Source organism: Planctomycetota bacterium, assembly GCA_016235865.1.
In the GTDB taxonomy this organism is placed as follows: Bacteria; Planctomycetota; MHYJ01; order JACQXL01; family JACQXL01; genus JACRIK01.
Map to the genome: position 1 here is coordinate 17,351 of JACRIK010000002.1, position 21,079 is coordinate 38,429.

11 protein-coding genes are annotated in these 21,079 nt (G+C 49.3%); 7 read left to right on the plus strand and 4 right to left on the minus strand.

What is annotated here, in order from left to right:
- The first annotated feature begins 36 nt into the window (after positions 1 to 36).
- Positions 37 to 495: a hypothetical protein gene (locus tag HZA49_00965; GenBank protein MBI5778013.1), complete on the plus strand. Its 459-nt coding sequence runs from the start codon at positions 37 to 39 to the stop codon at positions 493 to 495.
- A 69-nt stretch (positions 496 to 564) separates the two neighbouring features.
- On the opposite strand, the gene HZA49_00970 is transcribed toward HZA49_00965, so the two are convergent.
- Both HZA49_00970 and asnS read right to left on the minus strand, forming a co-directional pair.
- Positions 565 to 1,689, minus strand: coding sequence for an acyl-CoA dehydrogenase family protein (locus HZA49_00970; GenBank protein ID MBI5778014.1), 1,125 nt, complete (start codon positions 1,687 to 1,689; stop codon positions 565 to 567).
- Positions 1,690 to 1,695: 6 nt separating this feature from the next.
- Positions 1,696 to 2,982, minus strand: a complete 1,287-nt coding sequence (gene asnS / locus HZA49_00975) for an asparagine--tRNA ligase (GenBank protein MBI5778015.1) — start codon at positions 2,980 to 2,982, stop codon at positions 1,696 to 1,698.
- 141 nt (positions 2,983 to 3,123) lie between these two features.
- On the opposite strand from asnS, the gene nifS reads away from it, so the two are divergent.
- Genes nifS through amrS form a run of 3 tightly spaced genes read left to right on the plus strand, consistent with a single transcriptional unit; the run spans position 3,124 to position 6,249 of the window.
- Complete coding sequence (gene nifS, locus HZA49_00980; GenBank protein ID MBI5778016.1) at positions 3,124 to 4,299, plus strand: cysteine desulfurase NifS; 1,176 nt, start codon at positions 3,124 to 3,126, stop codon at positions 4,297 to 4,299.
- Positions 4,300 to 4,305: 6 nt separating this feature from the next.
- Entirely contained in the window at positions 4,306 to 5,241 is a 936-nt protein-coding gene (trxB, locus tag HZA49_00985) for a thioredoxin-disulfide reductase (protein ID MBI5778017.1), read from the plus strand.
- Positions 5,242 to 5,247: 6 nt separating this feature from the next.
- The gene (amrS, locus tag HZA49_00990; GenBank protein ID MBI5778018.1) at positions 5,248 to 6,249 is read left to right on the plus strand and encodes an AmmeMemoRadiSam system radical SAM enzyme; all 1,002 of its coding nucleotides are present in this window, start codon (positions 5,248 to 5,250) and stop codon (positions 6,247 to 6,249) included.
- On the opposite strand, the gene HZA49_00995 is transcribed toward amrS, so the two are convergent.
- Positions 6,250 to 9,126: an SBBP repeat-containing protein gene (locus tag HZA49_00995; protein MBI5778019.1), complete on the minus strand. Its 2,877-nt coding sequence runs from the start codon at positions 9,124 to 9,126 to the stop codon at positions 6,250 to 6,252. It lies immediately after the preceding gene.
- A gap of 37 nt (positions 9,127 to 9,163) precedes the next feature.
- Complete coding sequence (locus HZA49_01000; protein ID MBI5778020.1) at positions 9,164 to 12,112, minus strand: SBBP repeat-containing protein; 2,949 nt, start codon at positions 12,110 to 12,112, stop codon at positions 9,164 to 9,166.
- Positions 12,113 to 12,340: 228 nt separating this feature from the next.
- Here HZA49_01000 and smc point away from each other — a divergent pair, with 228 nt between their 5' ends.
- The 3 genes from smc (at position 12,341) to HZA49_01015 (ending at position 21,069) form a co-directional block, all read left to right on the plus strand.
- Positions 12,341 to 16,231, plus strand: coding sequence for a chromosome segregation protein SMC (gene smc, locus HZA49_01005; GenBank protein MBI5778021.1), 3,891 nt, complete (start codon positions 12,341 to 12,343; stop codon positions 16,229 to 16,231).
- Between the two features lie 664 nt (positions 16,232 to 16,895).
- Positions 16,896 to 17,708: a hypothetical protein gene (locus HZA49_01010; GenBank protein ID MBI5778022.1), complete on the plus strand. Its 813-nt coding sequence runs from the start codon at positions 16,896 to 16,898 to the stop codon at positions 17,706 to 17,708.
- Positions 17,692 to 21,069: a PD40 domain-containing protein gene (locus HZA49_01015; protein MBI5778023.1), complete on the plus strand. Its 3,378-nt coding sequence runs from the start codon at positions 17,692 to 17,694 to the stop codon at positions 21,067 to 21,069. The genes HZA49_01010 and HZA49_01015 overlap by 17 nt, the downstream gene beginning before the upstream one ends.
- The last annotated feature ends 10 nt before the right edge of the window (positions 21,070 to 21,079 follow it).

Below are 21,079 nucleotides of genomic sequence, written 5' to 3' on the forward strand. Positions count from 1 at the left end.
TTTGACAAATATAGCGTCGTTGGCTATAAAAAAGGCATGGTGAAAATATTAGCGCCGATTGTATATGCTATTTTTGGATTTTTCCTAATCGGATGTTCTATTTCTTATCGTGATAAAACGCCTAAGCAGAATTTATCTGAGATAGAGATAAAGAAAAGCACAATGGTTTCTTTTAAAAAGGTAAAAACCGCTGATAACACGATTATCGGTTACCTGGAGGAAACGGAAAATACTGTCGCCAGCCCCAATTCGCCAAGTGGCCGGGAATCAATAAAAATATTTTATGTTTATGATAAGGATTTTAATAAAATCGGTTTTATGACCGGACAGGGGGCGGTTTCAGTATATCAATATACGGCTAAAGGCACTATCACCAAGGTGGTTACCGGCATGATTTATACTGTTGAAACAGGCAACAGGAGTCTTTTATCATACGGCGGTGCTATTTACTATGAAGATTTTGAGCCGGCGCCGATTTGGCATGACAAGCGATGACCCCGTCATTCGACGGGATAACTGGCTGTAATTCCGATAGCCATCGGGACTAACAGCCAGTAACCGGAATTATTTCCCAATAATCTGGCGGGCAATGACCAGCCGTTGGATTTCAGATGTGCCTTCGCCTATCTCGCAGAGTTTGGCATCGCGATAGAAACGCTCCACTTCGTACTCTGTAGTATAACCATAGCCGCCCAATATTTGGATGGCATTTTTGGTTGCCCGCATGGCCACTTCTGAGGCATAGAGTTTTGCCATAGATGATTCTTTGACAAATGGAAGTCCGTGAGCGGCTTTTTGGGCCGCGTCATAAACCAGAAATCTGGCCGCGGTTATTTCAGTTTCCATGTCAGCTATCATGTTCTGGATGGCCTGGAATTTGGCAATGGGCTGTCCGAATTGTTTTCTCTCTTTGGCATAGACGATGGCCCGGTCAAACGCGCCCTGAGCCAATCCCAAAGCCAGCGCGCCGATGGAAATCCGGCCTTCCTCAAGAGTGCGCATCATATATTTAAACCCTTCACCTGGGCTACCCAGGAGGTTTTCTGCCGGGATCAGGCAATCTTCGAATACCAGTTCACCCGTGTCAGAGGCGCGTAATCCCAGTTTGTCCTCGGGTTTGGTATTGGAGAACCCTTTAAATCCGCGCTCTACGATAAAAAGAGATATTTCGTTGTCCAGTTTGGCCGCCACTACAAAGGTATGGCCGACATTGGCATTGGTAATAAGCATTTTAGCGCCGTTCAAGATAAAACCCTGTTTGGTTTGTGTCGCGGTAGTTTTAATGCCGTGGACATCCGAACCGGCTTCAGGCTCAGTCAGCCCCATGCCGCCGATCTTTTCGCCCTTGGCCAAAGGAATAAGATATTTCTTCTTCTGTTCTTCATTGCCGAAGAGATAAATGGGGTTTGAGCCCAGAGAGGTGTGGGCGGCCAGGGTTATGGAGGTCGAGCCGCAGGCCCGGGCTAATTCCTCAACGGCAATGATATAGCTTAATTTATCAGCGCCGGCGCCGCCGTATTTTTCCGGGAACGGAATGCCCATTAGGGAAAGTTCGGCCATCTTGCGGATATTGTCCCAGGGGAATTCCTTGGACTGGTCATATTTCTTTGCCCGGGGCGCGACCAATTCGACGGCGAAATCTCGAACCGTCTGCTGTATCAATTTATGCTCTTCAGTCAGGTTAAACATATTTGTTTAAGGGTAAATTTTATATAACATTCTGGGGAAGGGGATGCATTCCCGGATGTGTTCCCGGCCGCATATCCAGGCCACGGTCCGCTCCACGCCTAGGCCAAAACCGCCGTGCGGAACGGAACCGTATCTTCGCAAATCCAGGTACCATTCATAAGCCGCTTTGGGCAGTTTATGTTCGGCGATTTTCCGCTCCAAAATCTCAAGGTTGTCTTCACGCTGGCCGCCGCCGATAATCTCGCCGTAACCTTCCGGCGCAATCATATCCGCGCACAGGGCCAAATCCGGATTATCCGGGTCCGCTTTCATATAAAAGGCCTTGACGGCCATCGGGAATCTATGGATTAGTACCGGTTTATCAAAACGCGTTCCGATAAACTCCTCTTCAGGAGCCCCCAGGTCATTGCCTTTCTTGAACGGATGATTTTCCTTTTCAAACCGGGATACCATTTCATTATATGAGATACGGGGGAATGGCGCGATAATCTTTTCCAATACCTTGGTGTCTCTTTCTAATATTTTCAGTTGCTCCTGGCATTTTTCTAAGACGCGTTGGACAATAAAACAGGTTAACCCTTCTGATAAATCCATAACATCGTCCAGTGTGGCATAGGCGATTTCCGGTTCCACCATCCAGAATTCCATAAGATGTTTGCGGGTCTTGGATTTCTCCGCCCTGAAAGTTGGGCCAAAGCAATAGACCCGGCCCAGGGCCATGGCGGTTGCCTCATTGTAGAGCTGGCCGCTTTGTGAAAGATAGGCCTTGTCATCAAAGTAGTTTACCTCAAACAGGGTAGTGGTTCCTTCGCAGGCTGAGGGGGTAAGGATTGGGGTGTCAACCAGGATAAACCCTCGGTCATCAAAGAAATCGCGGATGGCCTTGATAATCTGGGCTCGGCACTGGAGAAGCGCAGCCTGCTTGCGTGAACGCAGCCAGAGATGACGTTGCTCCATCAAGAATCCCACGCCGTGTGCCTGTAGTGCAATCGGGTAGGCCTGGGCAATATGGATTATTTTTACCTCGGATAGGGTAAGTTCCACCCCGCCCGGAGCCCGCTTATCCTCGCGCACTGTGCCAACGATGATGAGCGAGGACTCCTGTGTAATTTTTTCCGCTTCTTTAAATCGTTCTTGTTCGATATCTTTTTCTGATGCAACAGCCTGGACAATGCCGGTGCCGTCGCGCACCTGTAAGAAGAGGATTTTACCGCTGGAGCGCAGGTTATACAGCCAGCCTTTGATGGTAACTGATTGGCCGATCAGGTTCTTTAATTCTGAAATATACGCCATAGAGATGAATATAAATTATAAATTTACTAAAAGGTCAAGAGAAATGAATCATTTTATCGGCATTATTCAGGGAGCGACAGGAAATATTTATTGACAGCGCCGAATTTGTTTGATACTGTTGCGATTACAGGAGAATTGAGTATGACACAAAAGACGATATATTTAGATAACTCGGCAACTACCCGGGTGCGGCCGGAAGTAATTGAAGCAATGAGGCCGTATCTTGACGAATTCTATGCCAATCCCTCAAGCTTGCACCAGAAGGGGCGTGAAGCGCGGCTATCAATAGAAAAAGCCCGTGAACAAGTTGCAGATTTACTTGGCGCTGATCCCAAGGAAATTATTTTTACCAGCGGCGGAACCGAATCGGATAATTTAGCCGTTTTTGGCACGGCATATGCTAATCGCTCTAAAGGCAATCATATTATTACCTCGCAGATAGAGCATCATGCGGTTTTGAATTCCTGCCACCAACTGGAAAAGCAGGGATTTGCCGTTACTTACTTGCCTGTTGATGGCCAAGGCACGGTACTCGTAAAGGAATTAGAAAAGGCTATTAGGAAGGAAACCATTCTTGTCACGATAATGCACTCCAATAATGAAGTCGGGACGATACAGCCGTTGGATGAAATTTCCCGGCTATGCGTTTCTCAAGGAGTGTTTCTGCATACTGATGCGGTTCAATCCGTTGGCAAAATTAGGTTCAATCTTCAGAAGAGCAATATAAATCTTTTATCGCTTACCGCCCATAAGTTCTACGGCCCCAAGGGGGTGGGTGTCTTATATGTCCGTAAAGGGGCAAGAATTAGTCCGCTTCAGGTTGGCGGTCATCATGAATTCCGCAAAAGAGCCGGTACCGAAAATACGCCCGGTATTATCGGGCTGTCAAAAGCCATGGAATTGGTTTATAAGGAAATGGATACAACCAATAAACGGATGATAGAATTGAGAAACAGATTGAAGGATGGGCTTTCTGATAAAGTTGATGAAATTAAAGTTAACGGTAATTTGGAAAAAGGATTGCCTCATATCTTAAATGTGTCTTTTAAGTATGTAGAGGGCGAGTCAATCTTGCTTAATCTGGATGGTTCGGGGATTTGTGTTTCCTCAGGTTCGGCCTGCACTTCAGAAAGCTTAGAGCCCTCTCACGTGCTTGCGGCGATGGGCGTGCCGGTAGAAATAGCGCACGGTTCTATCAGGTTTTCCCTGGGCAGGGAAACCACAAAGGAAGAGATAGATTTTACGACAGGGACAGTAGCGAAAGTGATAAAGAGGTTACGAGAGATGTCGCCGCTGTATAAAAAGCAGAGGACATAATAACAGATGGTTTATGATATTATAATAGTTGGCGGAGGTCCGGCTGGTTTGACCGCGGGAATCTATGCTACTAGGGCGTTAATGAAGACTTTGCTTATGGAGAGAATAGCGCCAGGCGGCCTAGTCATCACTACCGAAAAAGTGGAAAATTTCCCGGGTTTTGCTGAGGGGGTTAATGGTTACGAGTTGATGGAACAGATGATAAAGCAGGCTGGTAAATTCGGATTGGAGACAATATCGGAAGAAGTGATAAGCATTAGCCAAAAAGATAATATTTTTTATATCAAGACGGCATCACGGGAATATCAGGCGTTAAGCGTGATTATTGCCAGCGGAACGATTTATCGCAATTTGGGCGTGGAGAAGGAGCAGGCATTCATAGGACGTGGGATTTCATATTGTGCCACATGCGATGCTCCTTTATTCAGGAATAAAGAGGTGGTGGTGGTGGGTGGCGGCGATGCAGCGATTGAGGAATCGTTATTTTTGACCAAGTTTGTCAGTAAGGTTTACTTGGTTCATCGCAGGGATAAATTACGAGCCAGTGCCATTTTGCAGGAACGGACTAAACAGAATCCCAAAATAGAATTTATCTGGAATTCCGTAATTAGCAGGATATACGGGAATGATAAGATAGGGAAAGTTACTATAAAAAATGTTTTTGATAACAGTGAACGTGAGTTAAATATTGACGGAATATTTGTATTTATCGGTTTTGTGCCGAACACTGGCTTCCTTGATAGTTTTGTAGAACTAGATAAAGAAGGATATGTGGTTACAGATTCTGGGATGAAGACCTCCCGTGAAGGAATGTTTGCCGCCGGAGATGTGCGCAGTAACACACTCAGGCAGATCATTACCGCTTGTGGCGATGGGGCTCGAGCTGCGATTTCAGCGCAACACTTTGTTGAGAACCTTAAAGCCACCAGATACAAGTCCTGATATTGTATGCATCAAGCTCTGTATTTTGAGCAATTAGACACCAAAAAAGTCAGGTGTCAACTCTGTCCTCATAATTGTATTATATCTGACGGTAAAATCGGTATCTGCAGGCAACGAAGGAATGTAGGTGGTATTTTATATTCCCTGAATTATGGTGGGGTAGTTTCCGTCAACCTTGACCCGATGGAAAAGAAGCCGCTATATCATTTTTATCCCGGAGAAAAAATCTTGTCTATTGGAACGAATGGATGTAATTTGAGTTGCCAATTCTGCCAAAACTGGTCAATATCACAGGAAGATAGTTTGGCTATAAATACATCCCCGGATGAAATAATAAAATTAGCCAAGCGTTATAAGACGAAATTTATTGCTTACACCTACAATGAACCTTTTATCTGGTATGAATATGTTCTGGATACGGCAAAGCTAGCGAAATCAAAGGGGTTGATAAATGTTTTGGTAACTAATGGTTATGTTAATCCGGGGCCGCTAAATGAAATACTGCCTTATATTTCAGCGATGAATATAGACATAAAGAGCATTAAAGATGATTTTTATCGCAAATTATGCAAGGCAAAATTAGGACCGGTGTTGGAAAGTGCTAAAGCAGCCCGGGGAAAAGTCCACGTTGAAATTACCAATTTGGTTATTACAGGTGAGAATGATAAGGCAGATGAATTGGATGGCGCCTCCAAATGGATTGCGGATAATTTAGGCCGTGATACACCGCTGCACTTTTCGGCCTATTTCCCGTCATATAAATTAGATAATCCAACTACTACTACTGAAACGCTTCTTAAGGCATACCAAATCGCCAGAAAATATCTATATTTCGTGTACCTCGGTAATGTAACGGGAATTGAAAAGGGACGAGATACAGTTTGCTACAAATGTGATAATAAATTAGTGGAAAGAACAGGATATCAGATACGAATATCAGGATTAACGTCTAGTGGACAGTGTAGCCAATGTGGTAACAGGAATAATATAAAATTATCAAGTGATTGATTAAATGGGGCGTTTTACATGGCGCCGTTTCACTAACCGATAGCCGATTAGTAATAATCCCGCACCGATAACCAATATTAATACAGGGTATCTGATGGTATAAATTATAGGTGTTAATGCGAGGCGAACTGCCGACGCCTGTAACGGGGTATCTTTAAGATGATTAGCAATAGGCGGGCTTACCCGATAGTACCAATTAACGAATTTACTTCCTAATTTATTAGTCAGAAGATATCTATCCCTAAAATTCCTTAGGGTAACGACGTTAGGATGCATTGGATTTCCATATACGGCGGTAGCAATAAAGCAACTTTGCCTGAAGGCATTAGGGTCAAAATAAGCCAGAGAACTGCTGCCGGCAACTATGCCGTCGCCTTCGTTATAGGTGTCGTTTCCGGGCGGCGTCGGTAGTGATTGATTTGAAAAGCCACCCGACAGGTCAGCGCTGATTCTGGTAACAAAGATATCGCCAAAGCCGTTATAGGAAGTGTCATAAGCAATACTTGTTCCGGTTGTCGGCCAGGTTGGATAGGCCCCATCGCCGGCGATGCCTACAAATATCATATTACCGGCATTATCAGGTCTTATGCAGTATGCCGTATCCAAATATTGCCCGCCGACCATTGTAGAGGCGTTGAGGATAGAAAGTGTTTCGTTAAATGAACAGACAAATACATCGCCGGCTCCGCCGGTATTGGTGATTGAAAAAGCATCTGATGTAGTAGGAAAGTCGGATGAATTGGTTTGTCCGCAGATGTAAATTTTATTGTTATTACCGCCGGTGCTGATAGAGTATGCCGTTTCGGAATTTACTCCGCCAATCCAAGTGGATTGAAGAAGTTGGGTAAGATTAGCGGTAAGTCTTGAGACGAAAACATCTTGAGCGCCAAGGCCCGGTTGGGTGGCGCCGTAAGGATTCCATGACTGGTAAGGATCGGGAGGGGTGCCAAAACTTGTGGTCGGGAAAAGCGGCGAACCGGTTATTCCGGTAACATAGACGGTTTGTTCGCCGGCTATCGGAGCGCCTAATGTAATGCCATAGCCGATTTCCTGGCCAACACGCCCCAGATAAGTAGAGGAACGGAGTGTCCTCAAGTCATTGGTAAAACGGGATATAAAAGCATCTGAGGCGCCACTCGTGTCAATTGCTATGTCGTAGGCAGATGTTAATGTTCCTTCGCCTAAGGTGGGGAAGGGGGGGCTGCCCGCAGTGGTAAAGCCGGTAATATAAACATTGCCGAGTTCATCAAGGGCAATGGCATTTCCAATATCATTGCCCGGTATCGTCGGAGAAGCGGGCGCTCCGCCTATAAATAGGCTCGCAAAATAGAATTCTCCCTGTCGTCCGGTAAATCCTGAAAGGTTATTGTTAAACTTGGCAACAAAGACGTCATTACCGCCGTTATAATTGATACTGGAAGAGCCGCTTGGATAATTTATTGAAACGTTTGTCGGGAAGGTATCGCTGTCGGTATATCCAACGACAAAGACATTATTCGAATCGTCTACAACAATGCCGGTGGCAGCATCGGCTGTTACGCTGCCTTGGGCTGTACCGCCCAGATACGTTGAAGCCAGTAGGGCGTTCAAGGAATTGCTGAGCTTGGCCACAAAGGCATCATTTGGATTTACTTGTTGCCCCTGGACCGATGGTCCGTTATAAGAGGTGTCAAAGGCCGAAGGGGTAAATGGGCCGTTTGGCAGTATTATGGATGGTCTGTCGGTGGCGGTGGGGAATCCCGGTCCGGCAAAACCGCACACAAATACATTTCCTTGTCCGTCTAGTGTAATACCATAGGCACCATCAGAATTTGCGCTTCCGATAAAGGTGGAGGCCAGCAACGTGGTTAAGGTGGGGTTGAGCTTGCAGACTACGATATCATTGCTTCCGACATATACGGAGTTATAAGGAAGCGGGATATCAGGAGGAATTGGGGCAGTCGGGAAGTTATTGCTCCAAACAAATGTCCAGGGCGGAATGTAAACAAAAGAACCGGTTCCGAGTGTATATCCGGCGACAAATACGTTTCCGTTGGTTGGGTCAATAACTACTCCCCGCGCATAATCGGTGCCGAATCCGCCGATAAAGGTCGATGACAAAAGCGGGTCGATAATCAGGGGTAGCGTTTTATCATAATTACCTACCACAAAGCCATAAGTGGTTTTATTAATCAACCTGTAAGCGACCTCGACCGGTTTCCTTTCCCCGTTTACTTCTTGATAGGCGATCGGGTGGGTAAATCCGACGCTTCTTTTACCGGCCTTTAATTCAAGCTCTCCTGCCTGATTCAGTGATAATTCTTCTGCGCCGGCCACAGAGAATTCTATGGATTCTGGTGTGCCGTCAGGAGTGATGATAAACAGTTTTTCTATATTCTTGGAGTTTGCCTTCAGGTTTAAGGTAATGCCTTTCCAGACTTCGCCCAAGGTAATAAGGTTGTATGACGGTATGTTACTGCGCCAGTTTTTCGGGTCATCGCCCAGGAAATAATTAACCGCGGTGGGCGAGTTTTCCAGGGCTTTTACTTGCGCTGTTTTATCTGTCAGCGGCGTTTCCTTCAGCGAAAATGTATAATGCCCTGAAAATGAGCCGTCCGGTAGGAGATAATCCTCAGCTCCAAAATAATCTTTTGGATTAACGATGGTATAAATTAATTCGCCCTTATCGGTAATAAAGACGGTGCCATTAATGGTCTGGATATAGAATTTGACTTCTTCAGATTTTATCTGGCCTTCATTCTTTATAAAAGGCACCTGCATACCGGAGAGCGATTCTCTTTGGTCTTTTAACAGGACGCTTTGATTTTCAGCGCCTAACTCTGAATAGTATGAGAAGATCGCCAATAACAAAATAATATATATGCTAAGTTTACTCATATACGCTCATTCCTCTTTTCTGAACTATTATACCCGCTTAAGCTTGAAAGGTTGCGTTACGTCTTAACTTAAGGGCTAATAACCATCCGGATAGCAACATTAGTATTATAACTGCGATTGCCGTTAAAACAGGATATCTTATAGTATATACTATCGGTGATAAGGCGGTTTTAACCAGGGATGCCTGAAATGGCGAATGTTTAAGATGTTCAGCAATAGGCGGGCTGATTTTATAGTACCACCTGACAAGGTGTCTTCCGGCGTGATTGGTCAAAAGACGGTTATCCCTGAATTTCTTTAATGTTAGAACGTTAGGATGAGTCGGGCTGCCGTAAACCGCTGTGGCGATAAAACATTGCCCGAGGGGCTTGGTGAAGGCATCAGGTCCGAACAACATCCCTCCGCTGCTCCCGCTGGTTAGTAAGGGGTCGACCTCTACGATAAATTGATATACCGGCGTCCAACTTACCCGGCCTGAACCATCCGACGCCACTATATACCAATAGTAAGATGTTTCATAGTTGACCGAAGGGACATAGGTTGAATCCGGTCCGGTATAAATCAGAGTTAACGGGTAAGCGTCAGTTGAGAGATAAACCCAGTAGGTTATCGTTCCCAGGGCATTTGAAGGCGCTAACCATTGTAATATCGGCGGGTTCGCTACGTTAGGGGATAGGTTAAGCGGAAAACTAATAATCGGTTCAGCCAAGGCAGATGTGGTTGCTGCCGTGCCACTCCGCAAATTAGGTGTTATCCGGCAGACAAAAATATCGCCGGCGGCTGTATAGGCGCTTCCGTTATAAGGGGTAGTAATGGGATTGGAAAGCGGGAAGTCGGAAGAGGTGGTAACGGCTGTCACCAGCATATTGCCTGAATTATCGGCTGTTATTCCGGCCCTGCCCGGGACGGTCGTGCCGGATTCTGCGCCGGAGCCTCCCAGGTAAGTGGAAGCCACCAGGATAAGCTCACTATCCAGGCGGGCGACAAAGATATCCGATGTCCCTCCGATTGTGTTATCAACCGGAAGCGGATTGGCCGGATAAATGGGGAAGTTCAGGGATGCGGTGTAGCCGGTCAAGTAAATCTGCCCGGCAAAAGGCGCCACCGCAATAGACCAGCCGATGTCCGAACCGCTGCCTCCCATGTATCTCGAACCGATAATATTCAGTGACGGACTTAATTTAGTGACAAAGGCGTCTATTACTCCGACAAAGATCGTGCTGCCGCCGGTAAAGCTAATAGGAAAATTCAAGGAATTCGTCTCGCCGGTTATATGGATATTATTGGCCCGGCCTACCGCAATACCATAGCCGACGTCGTATAGCGTCCCTCCGAATCTGGTGGAATACAAAGTAGACGTCAGGCTGTTAGTGAACTTGGTGACGAATACGTCAGACGAGCCAATCTGAGCCACCAGGGGCACGGTCGGGAAATCAGGTGAAAGAGTCCCGCCGGTGACTATCACATTATCGGCAGAATCAGTAGCTATCCCGAAGCAGATATCGGCCTGCGAACCGCCCAGGAAGGTGGAAGCAAACCCGGCGGTCGTAAGGTTGTTATTGAATCTGGCCACAAAGCCTTCCTGAGTGCCGCCGCCATAAGTGGTATATGGACCGCCTACTGCCGGGAAATTAGAACTCGTGGTCAGGCCGCAGACAAAAACGTTATTATTCCTGTCCGTGGCTATCCCGTAACCTCGGTCATCGCCTGTTCCGCCTAAGAACGTAAAGGCAAATCCGGCTGAGGTCAGGTTATTATTCAATTTTGCCACAAAGGCATCCCAACCGCTAGCACCAGAACCATTGAAAGTGGTATCATAAGCGCCGGCTGTGGCCGGGGACCCGGGGGTTGCTGTGCTTGTGCCTACCGCGCCGGTAACAAAGACATTGCCTGAACTGTCAATCGTAAGGGCATATCCGTATTCAGACCTGAATGATTGAGAGCCTATAAAGGTTGATGCCAGAAGAGCCGAGATGTCGCTATTAAATTTGGAAACGAACGCATCAGTGGCAAAGGTATAAGATGCCTGGTAAACGCCGGCTGTGGTCGGATAACCCGATCCGGTATAACCCACGATAAAAACATTGCCTGCGGTATCTTTGGCAATGCCGTTGCTTACATCGGCCGAAGTGCCGCCGATATAAGTGGAAGCCAACAGCGGGTCAATAATCAGGGGAATTGTCTTGTCGTAATTACCCACGATAAAACCGTAAGTAGTTTTATTAATCAGTCTGTAAGACACCTCGACCGGCTTTTTTTCATTGGCTGTTTCCTGGTAGGCAAACGGCCGGGTGAAGTTTATCACCCCTTTGAGTGTTTTTATCTCCAACTCACCTGATTCGTTCAATGAGATCTGTTCTGCGCCATCCAGGGATATCTTGATGGATTCCGGATTGCCAGCCGGGCTGATAATGAAAAGTTTTTCTATATTCTTGGGGTTCGCTTTAAGGTTAACCGTAACGCCTTTCCACGCCTCGCCTAAAGAAATTAGGTTATAGGTGGGGATGTTATCGCGCGAGTTTTTTGGGGAATCAATTATGATATAGTTCACGTAGGTCTGGGCGCGGCTTAATCCCCGGACATTAATGCCTGATTTGTCAGGATTGGTGACGAATGTTTCTCTGATAGTTTCAGATACATACTGGGCCGGCGAAGCCTCGGCGAAATCCAGATTATTCCGGGACAGAAGAATATCATTCTCAAAGCAAGCCGTTATGGCATCGGCTCCGATGTAATCCTTGGGGTAGAGGACGCGGTAAACCAAATCGCCCTTGTCGGTGATGAAAACCGTGCCGTTGAAGAGTTTGGTGTAAAATCTGACGTCATCCGACGCGATCTGTCCTTCATTCTGGATAAAAGGGATTTGGAGAGACGAGGCTTCTTTCCTGATGTTAATATCAGAATCCGATGCCGGGCTCTCCGCGTAGATAGAGGCGCCGGCCAAGATAATTATCGTCAGCAGTAACAAGGATAAACTCTGCCTCATAATAACTTATACCCTTTCGGGTTATCAAAGTTGCACGCATATTTATATGCATAGATAGTAGGCGGTGTCAAGGAAAACAAAATATATTTTAGCCGAAATAAGCCGGAAATACGGCGTTTTCAGTCGGCCGGCCGGCGCCGGAATTTCATCATATTTCCTGAAATATATTCAAGATAAACGAACTAAAAGCCGATATAGTATAATCCACAATAATCCTAGATTTATAGTATGAAACTAACCAGGTTAACCTTAGAGGGCTTCAAATCCTTTGCCCACCGGACCGAGGTGAATTTCGATTACGGCACCACTATTTTGGTCGGTCCCAACGGCTGCGGCAAGAGCAATGTGGTGGACTCTATAAAATGGGTCCTGGGCGACCGGAGCGTTAAATCGCTGCGTAGCGAGGAAATGCTCGATGTCATCTTCAACGGCGCCAGCGACGCCAAACCGGCCGGCTTTGCCGCGGTCTCGCTCTCGTTCGCCAATTCTACCGGCGCCCCGGACGCCGCCAAACTGCCCATGGATTACGAAGAAATTACCGTCACTCGCCGGCTGCACCGGTCCGGCGAAAGCGAATACCTGCTCAATAACCAGCCCTGCCGCCTCAAAGACATTCGCGAGCTCTTTATGGGCACCGGCGTGGGCATGGAATCATACTCCATCATCGAGCAGGGCAAGGTGGACTTCATCCTCAGGAGCAACCCCTTTGAACGCCGGGAACTTCTGGACGAGGCCGCCGGTATCAGCAAATACAAGGCCAAGCGCAAGGAGAGCGAATCAAAGCTCCTGAAGGTGGAACAGGACTTGCTCCGCTTAACCGACATCCTGCGCGAGGTCAGGCGCGAAATCCGTTCCATCAAAATCCAGGCCACCAAGGCCGAAAAATACAAGGCCACGCTCGAGGAACTCCGGGCCAAAAAAACCCAACTGTCCCTCCACACCTACCACCAGTATTTCCAGAAACAGGCCGAACTGACGGCTAAAAACACCGAATTAAAGGCCGGCTATGAAACGCTCAATACCCGGCTCCGAGCTATCGAAGAGGTTATCGTTGCCATCGACAGGGAAATCATCCAGATAGATAACAGCAGTGCCGGGCATCAGGACGCCCTGGTCAACTTAAGTGGCCGGATTTCCCAGACCCAGCAGCGAATCGAGTCGTCCGTCACCCGGCGCAATGAATTAGTCCAGTCCGAGGAAGAGACCAAAAATAATATCGCTACCTATACCCAGAAGGCCATCGACCTGCGCAGCCGTATAGTGGAGGTGATGCAGTCGTACGAAACGGTTAAAAGGGAAATAGAGACCTTGGAAACCGGGCTGAGTGAGCAGGACGCGCTATACAAGGACATATCCCGGGAACTGGAGAATGTCGGGCTGAAACTGGAAGAGAAACGCAATGAGACCTTCCAGACCAGCCACAAAAAATCAAACTACCAAAACGAGCTTTTCTCCATCCAGGCCGAGTTGAAAAACCTGGCGGCCCGGCGCGAGAAATTCACCGCCCGGATCAAAGAGATTGAGATTGAAACCGAAACCCTGAAACAGAACAAGTCCGGACTGGAATCATCCCGCCGGCAGGTTGACGATGTTATCAACAACCTGAAGACCGATATTGCTCAAAAGGAAATGGTCCTCAAGGCCATCCAGAACGACCTGGCCGGCATCAGCGCTGAATTCAACAAGGTCAAGGATGACTTAAACCGCATCTCCTCCCGCAAAGAGGTACTGGAAGACCTGGAACTCCATCACGAGGGATGCTCCAACGGCGTCCGTTCGGTCCTGGAATCACGGTCCAGCATTGCCGCCAATATCTACGGTTTGGTGGCCGATATCGTCGAGGTAAAACCACAGTATGTCAATGCCGCCGAGGCCGGACTCAAGGGTATAGCCGATGCCCTGATTGTCCAGTCCCAGGCTGATGCGCTCAGTGTCATTCAATTCGTCCGGGATAGCCAGAAGGGTAGAGTTACCGCCATTGCCATTGATAAACTCAAATCATTCTCCCTGCGTCCGCCCATTCCGGCAAATAACATCGCCGGCATCATCGGCTATGCCGATGAGATTATCCAGTCCGTAAAATTGGACAATATTACTCCGGAGATGAAATCAGCCCTGGCCCGGGTTTTGCTCGGTCAGTATCTCCTGGTCGATAACAGCGCCACGGCCCAGCAGGTGCTCAGCGAGCACCTCTATGACGGCCCGATTCTGACCGTTAACGGCGAGATTATCAATCCCAACGGCATCATCTCCGGCGGCTCAATTGACGCCGGACTGGGCCTGATTTCCCGCAAGACCGAGTTGCGCGACCTCAACGGTAAACTGCTGGCTTTAGCCGAGCAACTCAAGACCCTGGAACAGATGCAGTCCAACAAGGCCGCGGAAATAGATGCGCTCCAGATGGAGCTGCAGAAATCCAGAATCTCGGTCTATGAGAAATCAGTCGAATTGACCACCGCGGACAACGCCGTCTCGGAACTGGACCGGCGGCTGGCTATCCTGGCCAAGGAAATGGAGATAAGCAATCTGGAACACGCCGAGGTGGCCCAGCAGATACAGTCGCTCTCCGATCGGGCTATCACTACCGCCCAGTTTGTCAAGGAATTGGAAGCCGCTCTGGTTAAAATCCAGGCCGAGATAGAGCAGGCCAATAATGCGGCCAACGAATATGCCCAGAAGAAACAACAGATAGAAACCCAGGTCACCGAACTTAAAGTTAAGCAGGCCAAACTCCTGTCCCAGCGCGAGCATTTTACCCAGCAACAGGCCCAGATGAACGAGGATATCAAGCATCTGGAAGCGGTGCTGGAGGCATCGGCTAACTCATTAAACGAGATCAAGAACCGGATTATCGAACTGGATACGGCCCGGACCGCCGATGAACAACTCCTTAAGGAACTGGCCGAGGAACAGGCCAGGGTTCAGTCCCTGGTCACGGAATTCCGGACCCGGACTCAGGAACTCAAAGAGAAATTAGGCCTCCAGAAGACCGATGAGGAAAAGGTCCTGTTAGAAATAAACACCATCCAGAACAGCATCAGCGAAACCTCCTACCAGGAACGGGAGACAACGCTCAAGCTGGATAATCTCTGCGAGAAGCACAAGGAAGAGACCGGCGCCGACCTGAAGGCCCTTTGCGAAGCAATGGTCGGGAGCATTCAGCCAGCGGCTGAAGCGCACCGGGAGGCATCATATCAGAGTTACCAGCCTCAGACCGAGGCCCAGGACGCTCAAAACGCCGAGGACTGGCAGAAGGTCAACCAGACTATTGAGGAACTAAAATCCCGGCTGGGTGATATGACCGACGTCAATCTCTCGGCTATCGACCAGTTAAAGTCGCTCGAGGAGCGCAACGCCACCCTGACCGTCCAGGAACAGGATCTGGCCAAATCCAAGGAGGCGCTCCAGGAATTCATCCGCAAGACCAACCGGGAATGCCGCGAACGGTTTGAGAAGACCTTTGTCCAGGTGGCCGAGAATTTCAGCCAGCTCTTCCGGAAACTATTCGGCGGCGGCCGGGCCGAGCTTACCCTGGAAAAGCGTTCTGAGATAGAAGCCATTCCTGATTCCACTGTCATTCCTGCGGAAGCAGTAATCTCCGCCAACGGCGAGACATCGCCTTCGGGCGTGCAGACGGAAGGGCAGGCATCTGTTTCTCCGGAAGCGACACCGGGCCGGCGCCACAACTCGAATGACCTGCTGGAAGTGGGCATAGACATCATCGCCAAGCCGCCCGGCAAGGAGCCGACTTCTATATCATTACTTTCCGGCGGTGAAAAGGCCTTAACCGCCCTGGCCTTGGTTATGGCCATTTTCAAACTCCAGCCCAGCCCGTTCTGTATCCTGGACGAGGCCGACTCGCCCCTGGATGAGAACAACGTGGACCGCTTCTGCGCCATGATAAAGGAATTTGCCGTCGAAACCCAGTTCATCGTCATCACCCACAACAAAAAGACCATGCTCTCGGGCGATGTTATGTATGGCCTGACCATGCCCACCCCGGGTATCTCCAAGAAGGTCTCCATCAAGATGGACGAGGTGGACAAATTCGTGGCCGAAAATCCGGACGCCGCGCCGGATAAAAAATCTCCGGTCCAGCCCGCGCTCCAACAGGCCTAAACTTGTGGCGAGTTTATCGAACCATTATCCATCCGCTTGCACTGAACAGATTCGATTCTCTCACTGTAAACTTAGCCCAGGTGTTAAATCCGTCTTACCCGCTCAATCTGTATACTAAATCACTGATTTATAATTATTTTATAATTCTGCCTACTTTTCGGCGTATCCGGGGTATAAACCGCTGAAAGGATAAGATAAACAATAAACGGGTTATCCGGAAAATAAAATATTTTTACCTGGCTTGCAGTTTTTCAGCCCTCTCAAACATTCTATAGTGCAGAAAGGAATGGTGACAAAAATAGGTTATGTTTGGGTTTTGCCTGGTGTGGATGATTATCTACAACTTGGGTCAAAGCTTGTTACCAAAAAGTAACAAAAATACCACAGTTTCGCAATGCGGTTACCAAATGGTAACCGGAAAAACAACAGAATTTAACGGATTTAGCGGAATTTATGCCGCAAATAATACAAGGGGCGCGAAGAATAAATATGTTTAACCTTATTAAATACATGGAGTTAAATAATATCGTATGCTTTTCGGGCCCTGGGGGAGAGGAAAATAATCTCGTCTGCGGGCAGTTTTGGCATGGAAATTGCTATATAATTGAGAGTATTTGTAATCGTAACCGGTCTAAAACGGACCGTGAAGAAATGAATAGTTTTTATGAGCAACCTAAAAATTAACAGCCGGCATCTGATTGCCGCGGGAATGATTCTTTTCCTGGGGTTGTCCCTGTATTATATAGGAAGGCCAGGCCCGTCAGACCGAAAGATAACCGCGCCATCGATTGTAAAGTCGGAATCAGGTAAGGTATCTCAGCCCAGGCCGCGCGCCGGTTATCTGGTCAAATCAAGCGTGCGCCGGACCGAACCAACCGAGCCGGTTCAGACCTCGGATACCTTGGTTAAATCAGACAGCAGCGCGCCGGAGTCAATCAGCGGCGCCAGCGGATCGGGAAACGAGACCGCCGTTATAAATCCGCCCGTCTCCTTGTTTGAGGATATGTCCCGGATGGTTCCGGTCCAGCCCGAGATGGTGGAATTCATCATTCCGGATGTCGGCACCTTCCGGGGCGCCCTGATAAATGATACCCCCGGATCAATGCCACCGGTCGGCCCGATGGCCGGGCCGCCGGGAGCACCTAACGGCATCCCGCGTGTCATGGCCCCGCTCCAATTCTCCGGCACATTCGTTTCCCAGGACAATGAACGCCCGCCGGAAAATATAGTTTTTACGATTATACCGCTGCCGGCCTTTTCCAGTCCTGACGGACTGCCGGGGCAGGCGCCCGAAGGGATTCCCGAAGCATTCGGCGGGAACCACGGGCCGGGCCAGGATGGATTTATTATCGGGGATGTCCATGAGGGACCTCCGGACCTGATGGATATCCTTAAACAAATGAAAATAGAACCGGAACAGAAACCGGAAAATCCCGATGAAATCGGGGAGGAGGAGATTTATGAAAAAGCTGAATAGGGTGCAGGTTACCATATTGGTAACGGTTCTCTTGGTAATCGGCCTGGCTGCCGGCGCGATCCAGGCCCAGACCAGCGTTTCGGCCAGCGCGAACACCAACGCGGATTTTTCCGCCAATACCGGCGCGATTGCCGGAAAGGTTTTGGTCCCGGGCGCCACTGTCACCGGCGGATCAGTCTCCGGCTCAATGCGCGATGCTGCCGGCCAGTATTATTCGGCCACCGCCTACATTGATGCCACCGGAAGTTATAAATTCATCGGCCAAAGCGGAAACTGGACCCTTTCGGTCAGCCCTTATCTCAGGGCCGGCTACAGTTTATCTGCCTATGGCTACAGCGAAAACGCCACCGCGGTTATCAAGGCCGGGGAAACCGGCAGTGTTAATTTCACCCTCAATCCGGGCTTCGTGCAGGGCACGGTGACTGTCCAGGGCGGAACCTCTGCCAGCCGCTATGTTTATGCCGATAACGGTTCTTACGCTTATGCAAATTCCCTGGGCCAGTATACGCTCCCGGCCCGGCCGGGCGCCAGAACCCTCTATGCCCAGGCCTATTTCAATGGAGTATATATCCGTTCCAATACCCGCGCCGCCACCGTGCTGGCCGGCCAAACCCTTAACGGAATTGACCTGGTCGTTTATCTGAACGCCAATTGCACCATTTCCGGCGTCTATAAACTGGGTAATTTAAGCGGAAACGTCAATGTATACGGAACTGAATCCGCCTTGCCGGCGCAGTTTTCCAAATACGTGCCCTTCCCCGGGAGTTATCAGGTCGCGGTCCCGGCCGGCGCCTGGTCCGTCCGCACCTGGGCTTATTTTAACTCTTACAATGATTTATTCTCGACCTGGCAGCCGCCCGTCACCCTGACGGCCGGAACTAATTTCCAGAACGACATCATTATCAACCCGGCCTATGCCGCCGGTAGCATCAAGCTTACGGCCACCGGCAGTCTGACCCTCCAGGACGTGGCCATGCAGCGGACCATGATTAACGCATGGTCTACGGACAATAAAGGATATTCCGGCTACAGTTATGACCAGCGCATTACTAATTCCCCCGATGGCCCGCTATATACAAATATATCAACTACCGGCCAGAGCGCTGTGGCTCCTTATTATCCGAGCCGGGGGGAAAGCAGGGGCGAGTGTGATATCACGCTGGCCCCGGGCGCCTATCAATTGATGGCCTATGCGGTTTTCCCCAAAGGCCAGTCCTCAATGGGTTTGGTGAAGACGTCCACACTTACGGCCGGGCAAACCATGTCCGGAATGAATTTCTCGGTCTCGCCGGGCAAGGTCCTGGCTACCATTAAGGTCAACGGCGCTACCCTAAGCCAGGGTTATGTCTATGGATATAGTTATGACCTTTTCGGCGGTTGGAGTTCGGCCAACTACTCGACCGGCGCCGATGGCGTCTGCAACCTCATCCTCAAACCCGGCACCTGGTATCTCTCGGCCTATGCCTATGTCAATAACTATACCACCTGGCTGTGGTTGGGCTCGCAAAAGGTCGTGGTCACCGCCGGCCAGACCCAGCAGATCGACCTCAATCCGCCCATGCTGACCGTTTACTCGCCGGCTGACAACCTGGTCACCTATTCGTCTAATGTGGCCGTGTCCGGCAATGCCTCGGACGACGTGGCCCTGGCCTCGGTCACCGTCAACGGCACCAAGGTAACGCTTTCCGCCAGCGGCTCATTCTACACCATGCTCCGGCTGGCCAATGGTTCCAATACCGTCACCGTCATCGCCACCGACGCCGCGGGCAACCAGACCAAGGTGGTCCGCAAGGTCACCCTGTTAGACCCGCCGCCGGTCCTGAAACTCCTGGCGCCGGTTGATAACACAACCGTCTATATGCCGGGAATAATAGTATACGGCCAGGCCACGGATAATCTGGGAGTCTTCTCTCTGACCGTCAATGGGGAAAGCGCGGCGCTGGATGGTTACGGTTATTTCCGTAAAATGGTTAATCTGGCCGTCGGGTTAAACACGATTACGGTCGTGGCCACCGACGCCTCGGGCAATATTGCCAAGGCCGTCCGGCGGGTCACCTATATCCAGCCGGTCATTGCGGTCAATGTCAAGATTACCCCGCGGACCCTCAATAGCCCCAGCAACGGCCGCTGGGTCACGGTCTCAATAGAAATCCCCAAGGGCGTCCGGGCCAGCGCCTACCAGATTAACCCGGCCTCTATCCTGGTCATTGACCAGTTCGGGGTCAAATACACGGCTGACCCATCGGCGCCCAGCGAAGTCAAGGACAGCGACCAAAATGGGGTGGTTGAACTGACGGTAAAACTCGACCGGGCTAATTTGGAAAGCTCGCTCAAGAAATCACTGGGCTGGACCGATGGCGATAAGGGCGCCGAAGCCACGGTCAACTTCACGGTTACCGGTAAAATCACCAACAGCTTCTATATGTTAAAAGGCACTGACTCCATCCGCGTCATCAACCAGGGCAATGGCAATGATAACGGCAATGGTAACGGTAATGACGACAAGAAAAGCGCGTCCGGGACCCCCATGTCCATTATTTACCATTCTGATTATGGCAGCGGTCTCTGGGCAATGAAACCGGACGGTTCAGAAAAGACACAATTAAGCACTTTTGGCTGGGCCGCCGAATTTTCTCCGGACAGCCAGAAAATAACGTTTGGTAAATATTATAATGCCGGTATCTGGACAATGAATGCGGATGGTTCAAATAAGATACAGTTAACCACAAGTGGCGGCGCGCCTACCTGGAGCCCGGACGGCCGGAAGATTGCCTATTTTGTGGGCGGCACGACTGGGTCTGAACGCCGTATCTGGATTATGAATAGTGACGGCACGAACGCCCGTCAATTATCCAATAACCCCGGGAGTTTCCCGCAATGGTCGCCGGACGGCACCAAAATCAGTTACCACGGAGAGGTAAACAACGGTATCTGGGTAATGAATGCGGATGGCGCTAACGAATATCGTTTATTAGCCGCGGCCGGCTATCCGGCCTGGTCTCCGGACGGTACTAAAATGGCCTGTGTCTCTTTCTCGGATTGGTCGATATGGACTATGAACTCTGATGGCAGCAACAAAAAAGCGCTGTCCTCTCGTAAGGGAGTAAATCCGGCCTGGTCTCCGGACGGAACGATGGTCATTTATGAAGACTTATCAGCCGGCAAAGGCATTTGGGTAATCAAAACGGATGGGACAGGCGAGAGATTAATTAATAGCGAAGGCCACGCGCCGGCTTGGGGCGGTGGCAGTAATGACGATGATAATGACGACAATGATGATAGGGATGACAACGGCAACGGTAATGGTAACGGTAATGGAAATGATAATGGAAACGGTAACGATAAAGACAAGAATAAATAAATCCTGATGA

Excerpts from the sequence above, each read along its gene's own strand:
- smc (MBI5778021.1), top strand. The coding sequence starts at position 12,341 with ATGAAACTAACCAGGTTAACCTTAGAGGGCTTCAAATCCTTTGCCCAC.
- HZA49_01000 (MBI5778020.1), bottom strand. The coding sequence starts at position 12,112 with ATGAGGCAGAGTTTATCCTTGTTACTGCTGACGATAATTATCTTGGCC.
- amrS (MBI5778018.1), top strand. The coding sequence starts at position 5,248 with ATGCATCAAGCTCTGTATTTTGAGCAATTAGACACCAAAAAAGTCAGG.
- HZA49_00970 (MBI5778014.1), bottom strand. The coding sequence starts at position 1,689 with ATGTTTAACCTGACTGAAGAGCATAAATTGATACAGCAGACGGTTCGA.
- nifS (MBI5778016.1), top strand. The coding sequence starts at position 3,124 with ATGACACAAAAGACGATATATTTAGATAACTCGGCAACTACCCGGGTG.
- asnS (MBI5778015.1), bottom strand. The coding sequence starts at position 2,982 with ATGGCGTATATTTCAGAATTAAAGAACCTGATCGGCCAATCAGTTACC.
- HZA49_00965 (MBI5778013.1), top strand. The coding sequence starts at position 37 with ATGGTGAAAATATTAGCGCCGATTGTATATGCTATTTTTGGATTTTTC.
- HZA49_01010 (MBI5778022.1), top strand. The coding sequence starts at position 16,896 with ATGAGCAACCTAAAAATTAACAGCCGGCATCTGATTGCCGCGGGAATG.
- HZA49_00995 (MBI5778019.1), bottom strand. The coding sequence starts at position 9,126 with ATGAGTAAACTTAGCATATATATTATTTTGTTATTGGCGATCTTCTCA.
- HZA49_01015 (MBI5778023.1), top strand. The coding sequence starts at position 17,692 with ATGAAAAAGCTGAATAGGGTGCAGGTTACCATATTGGTAACGGTTCTC.
- trxB (MBI5778017.1), top strand. The coding sequence starts at position 4,306 with ATGGTTTATGATATTATAATAGTTGGCGGAGGTCCGGCTGGTTTGACC.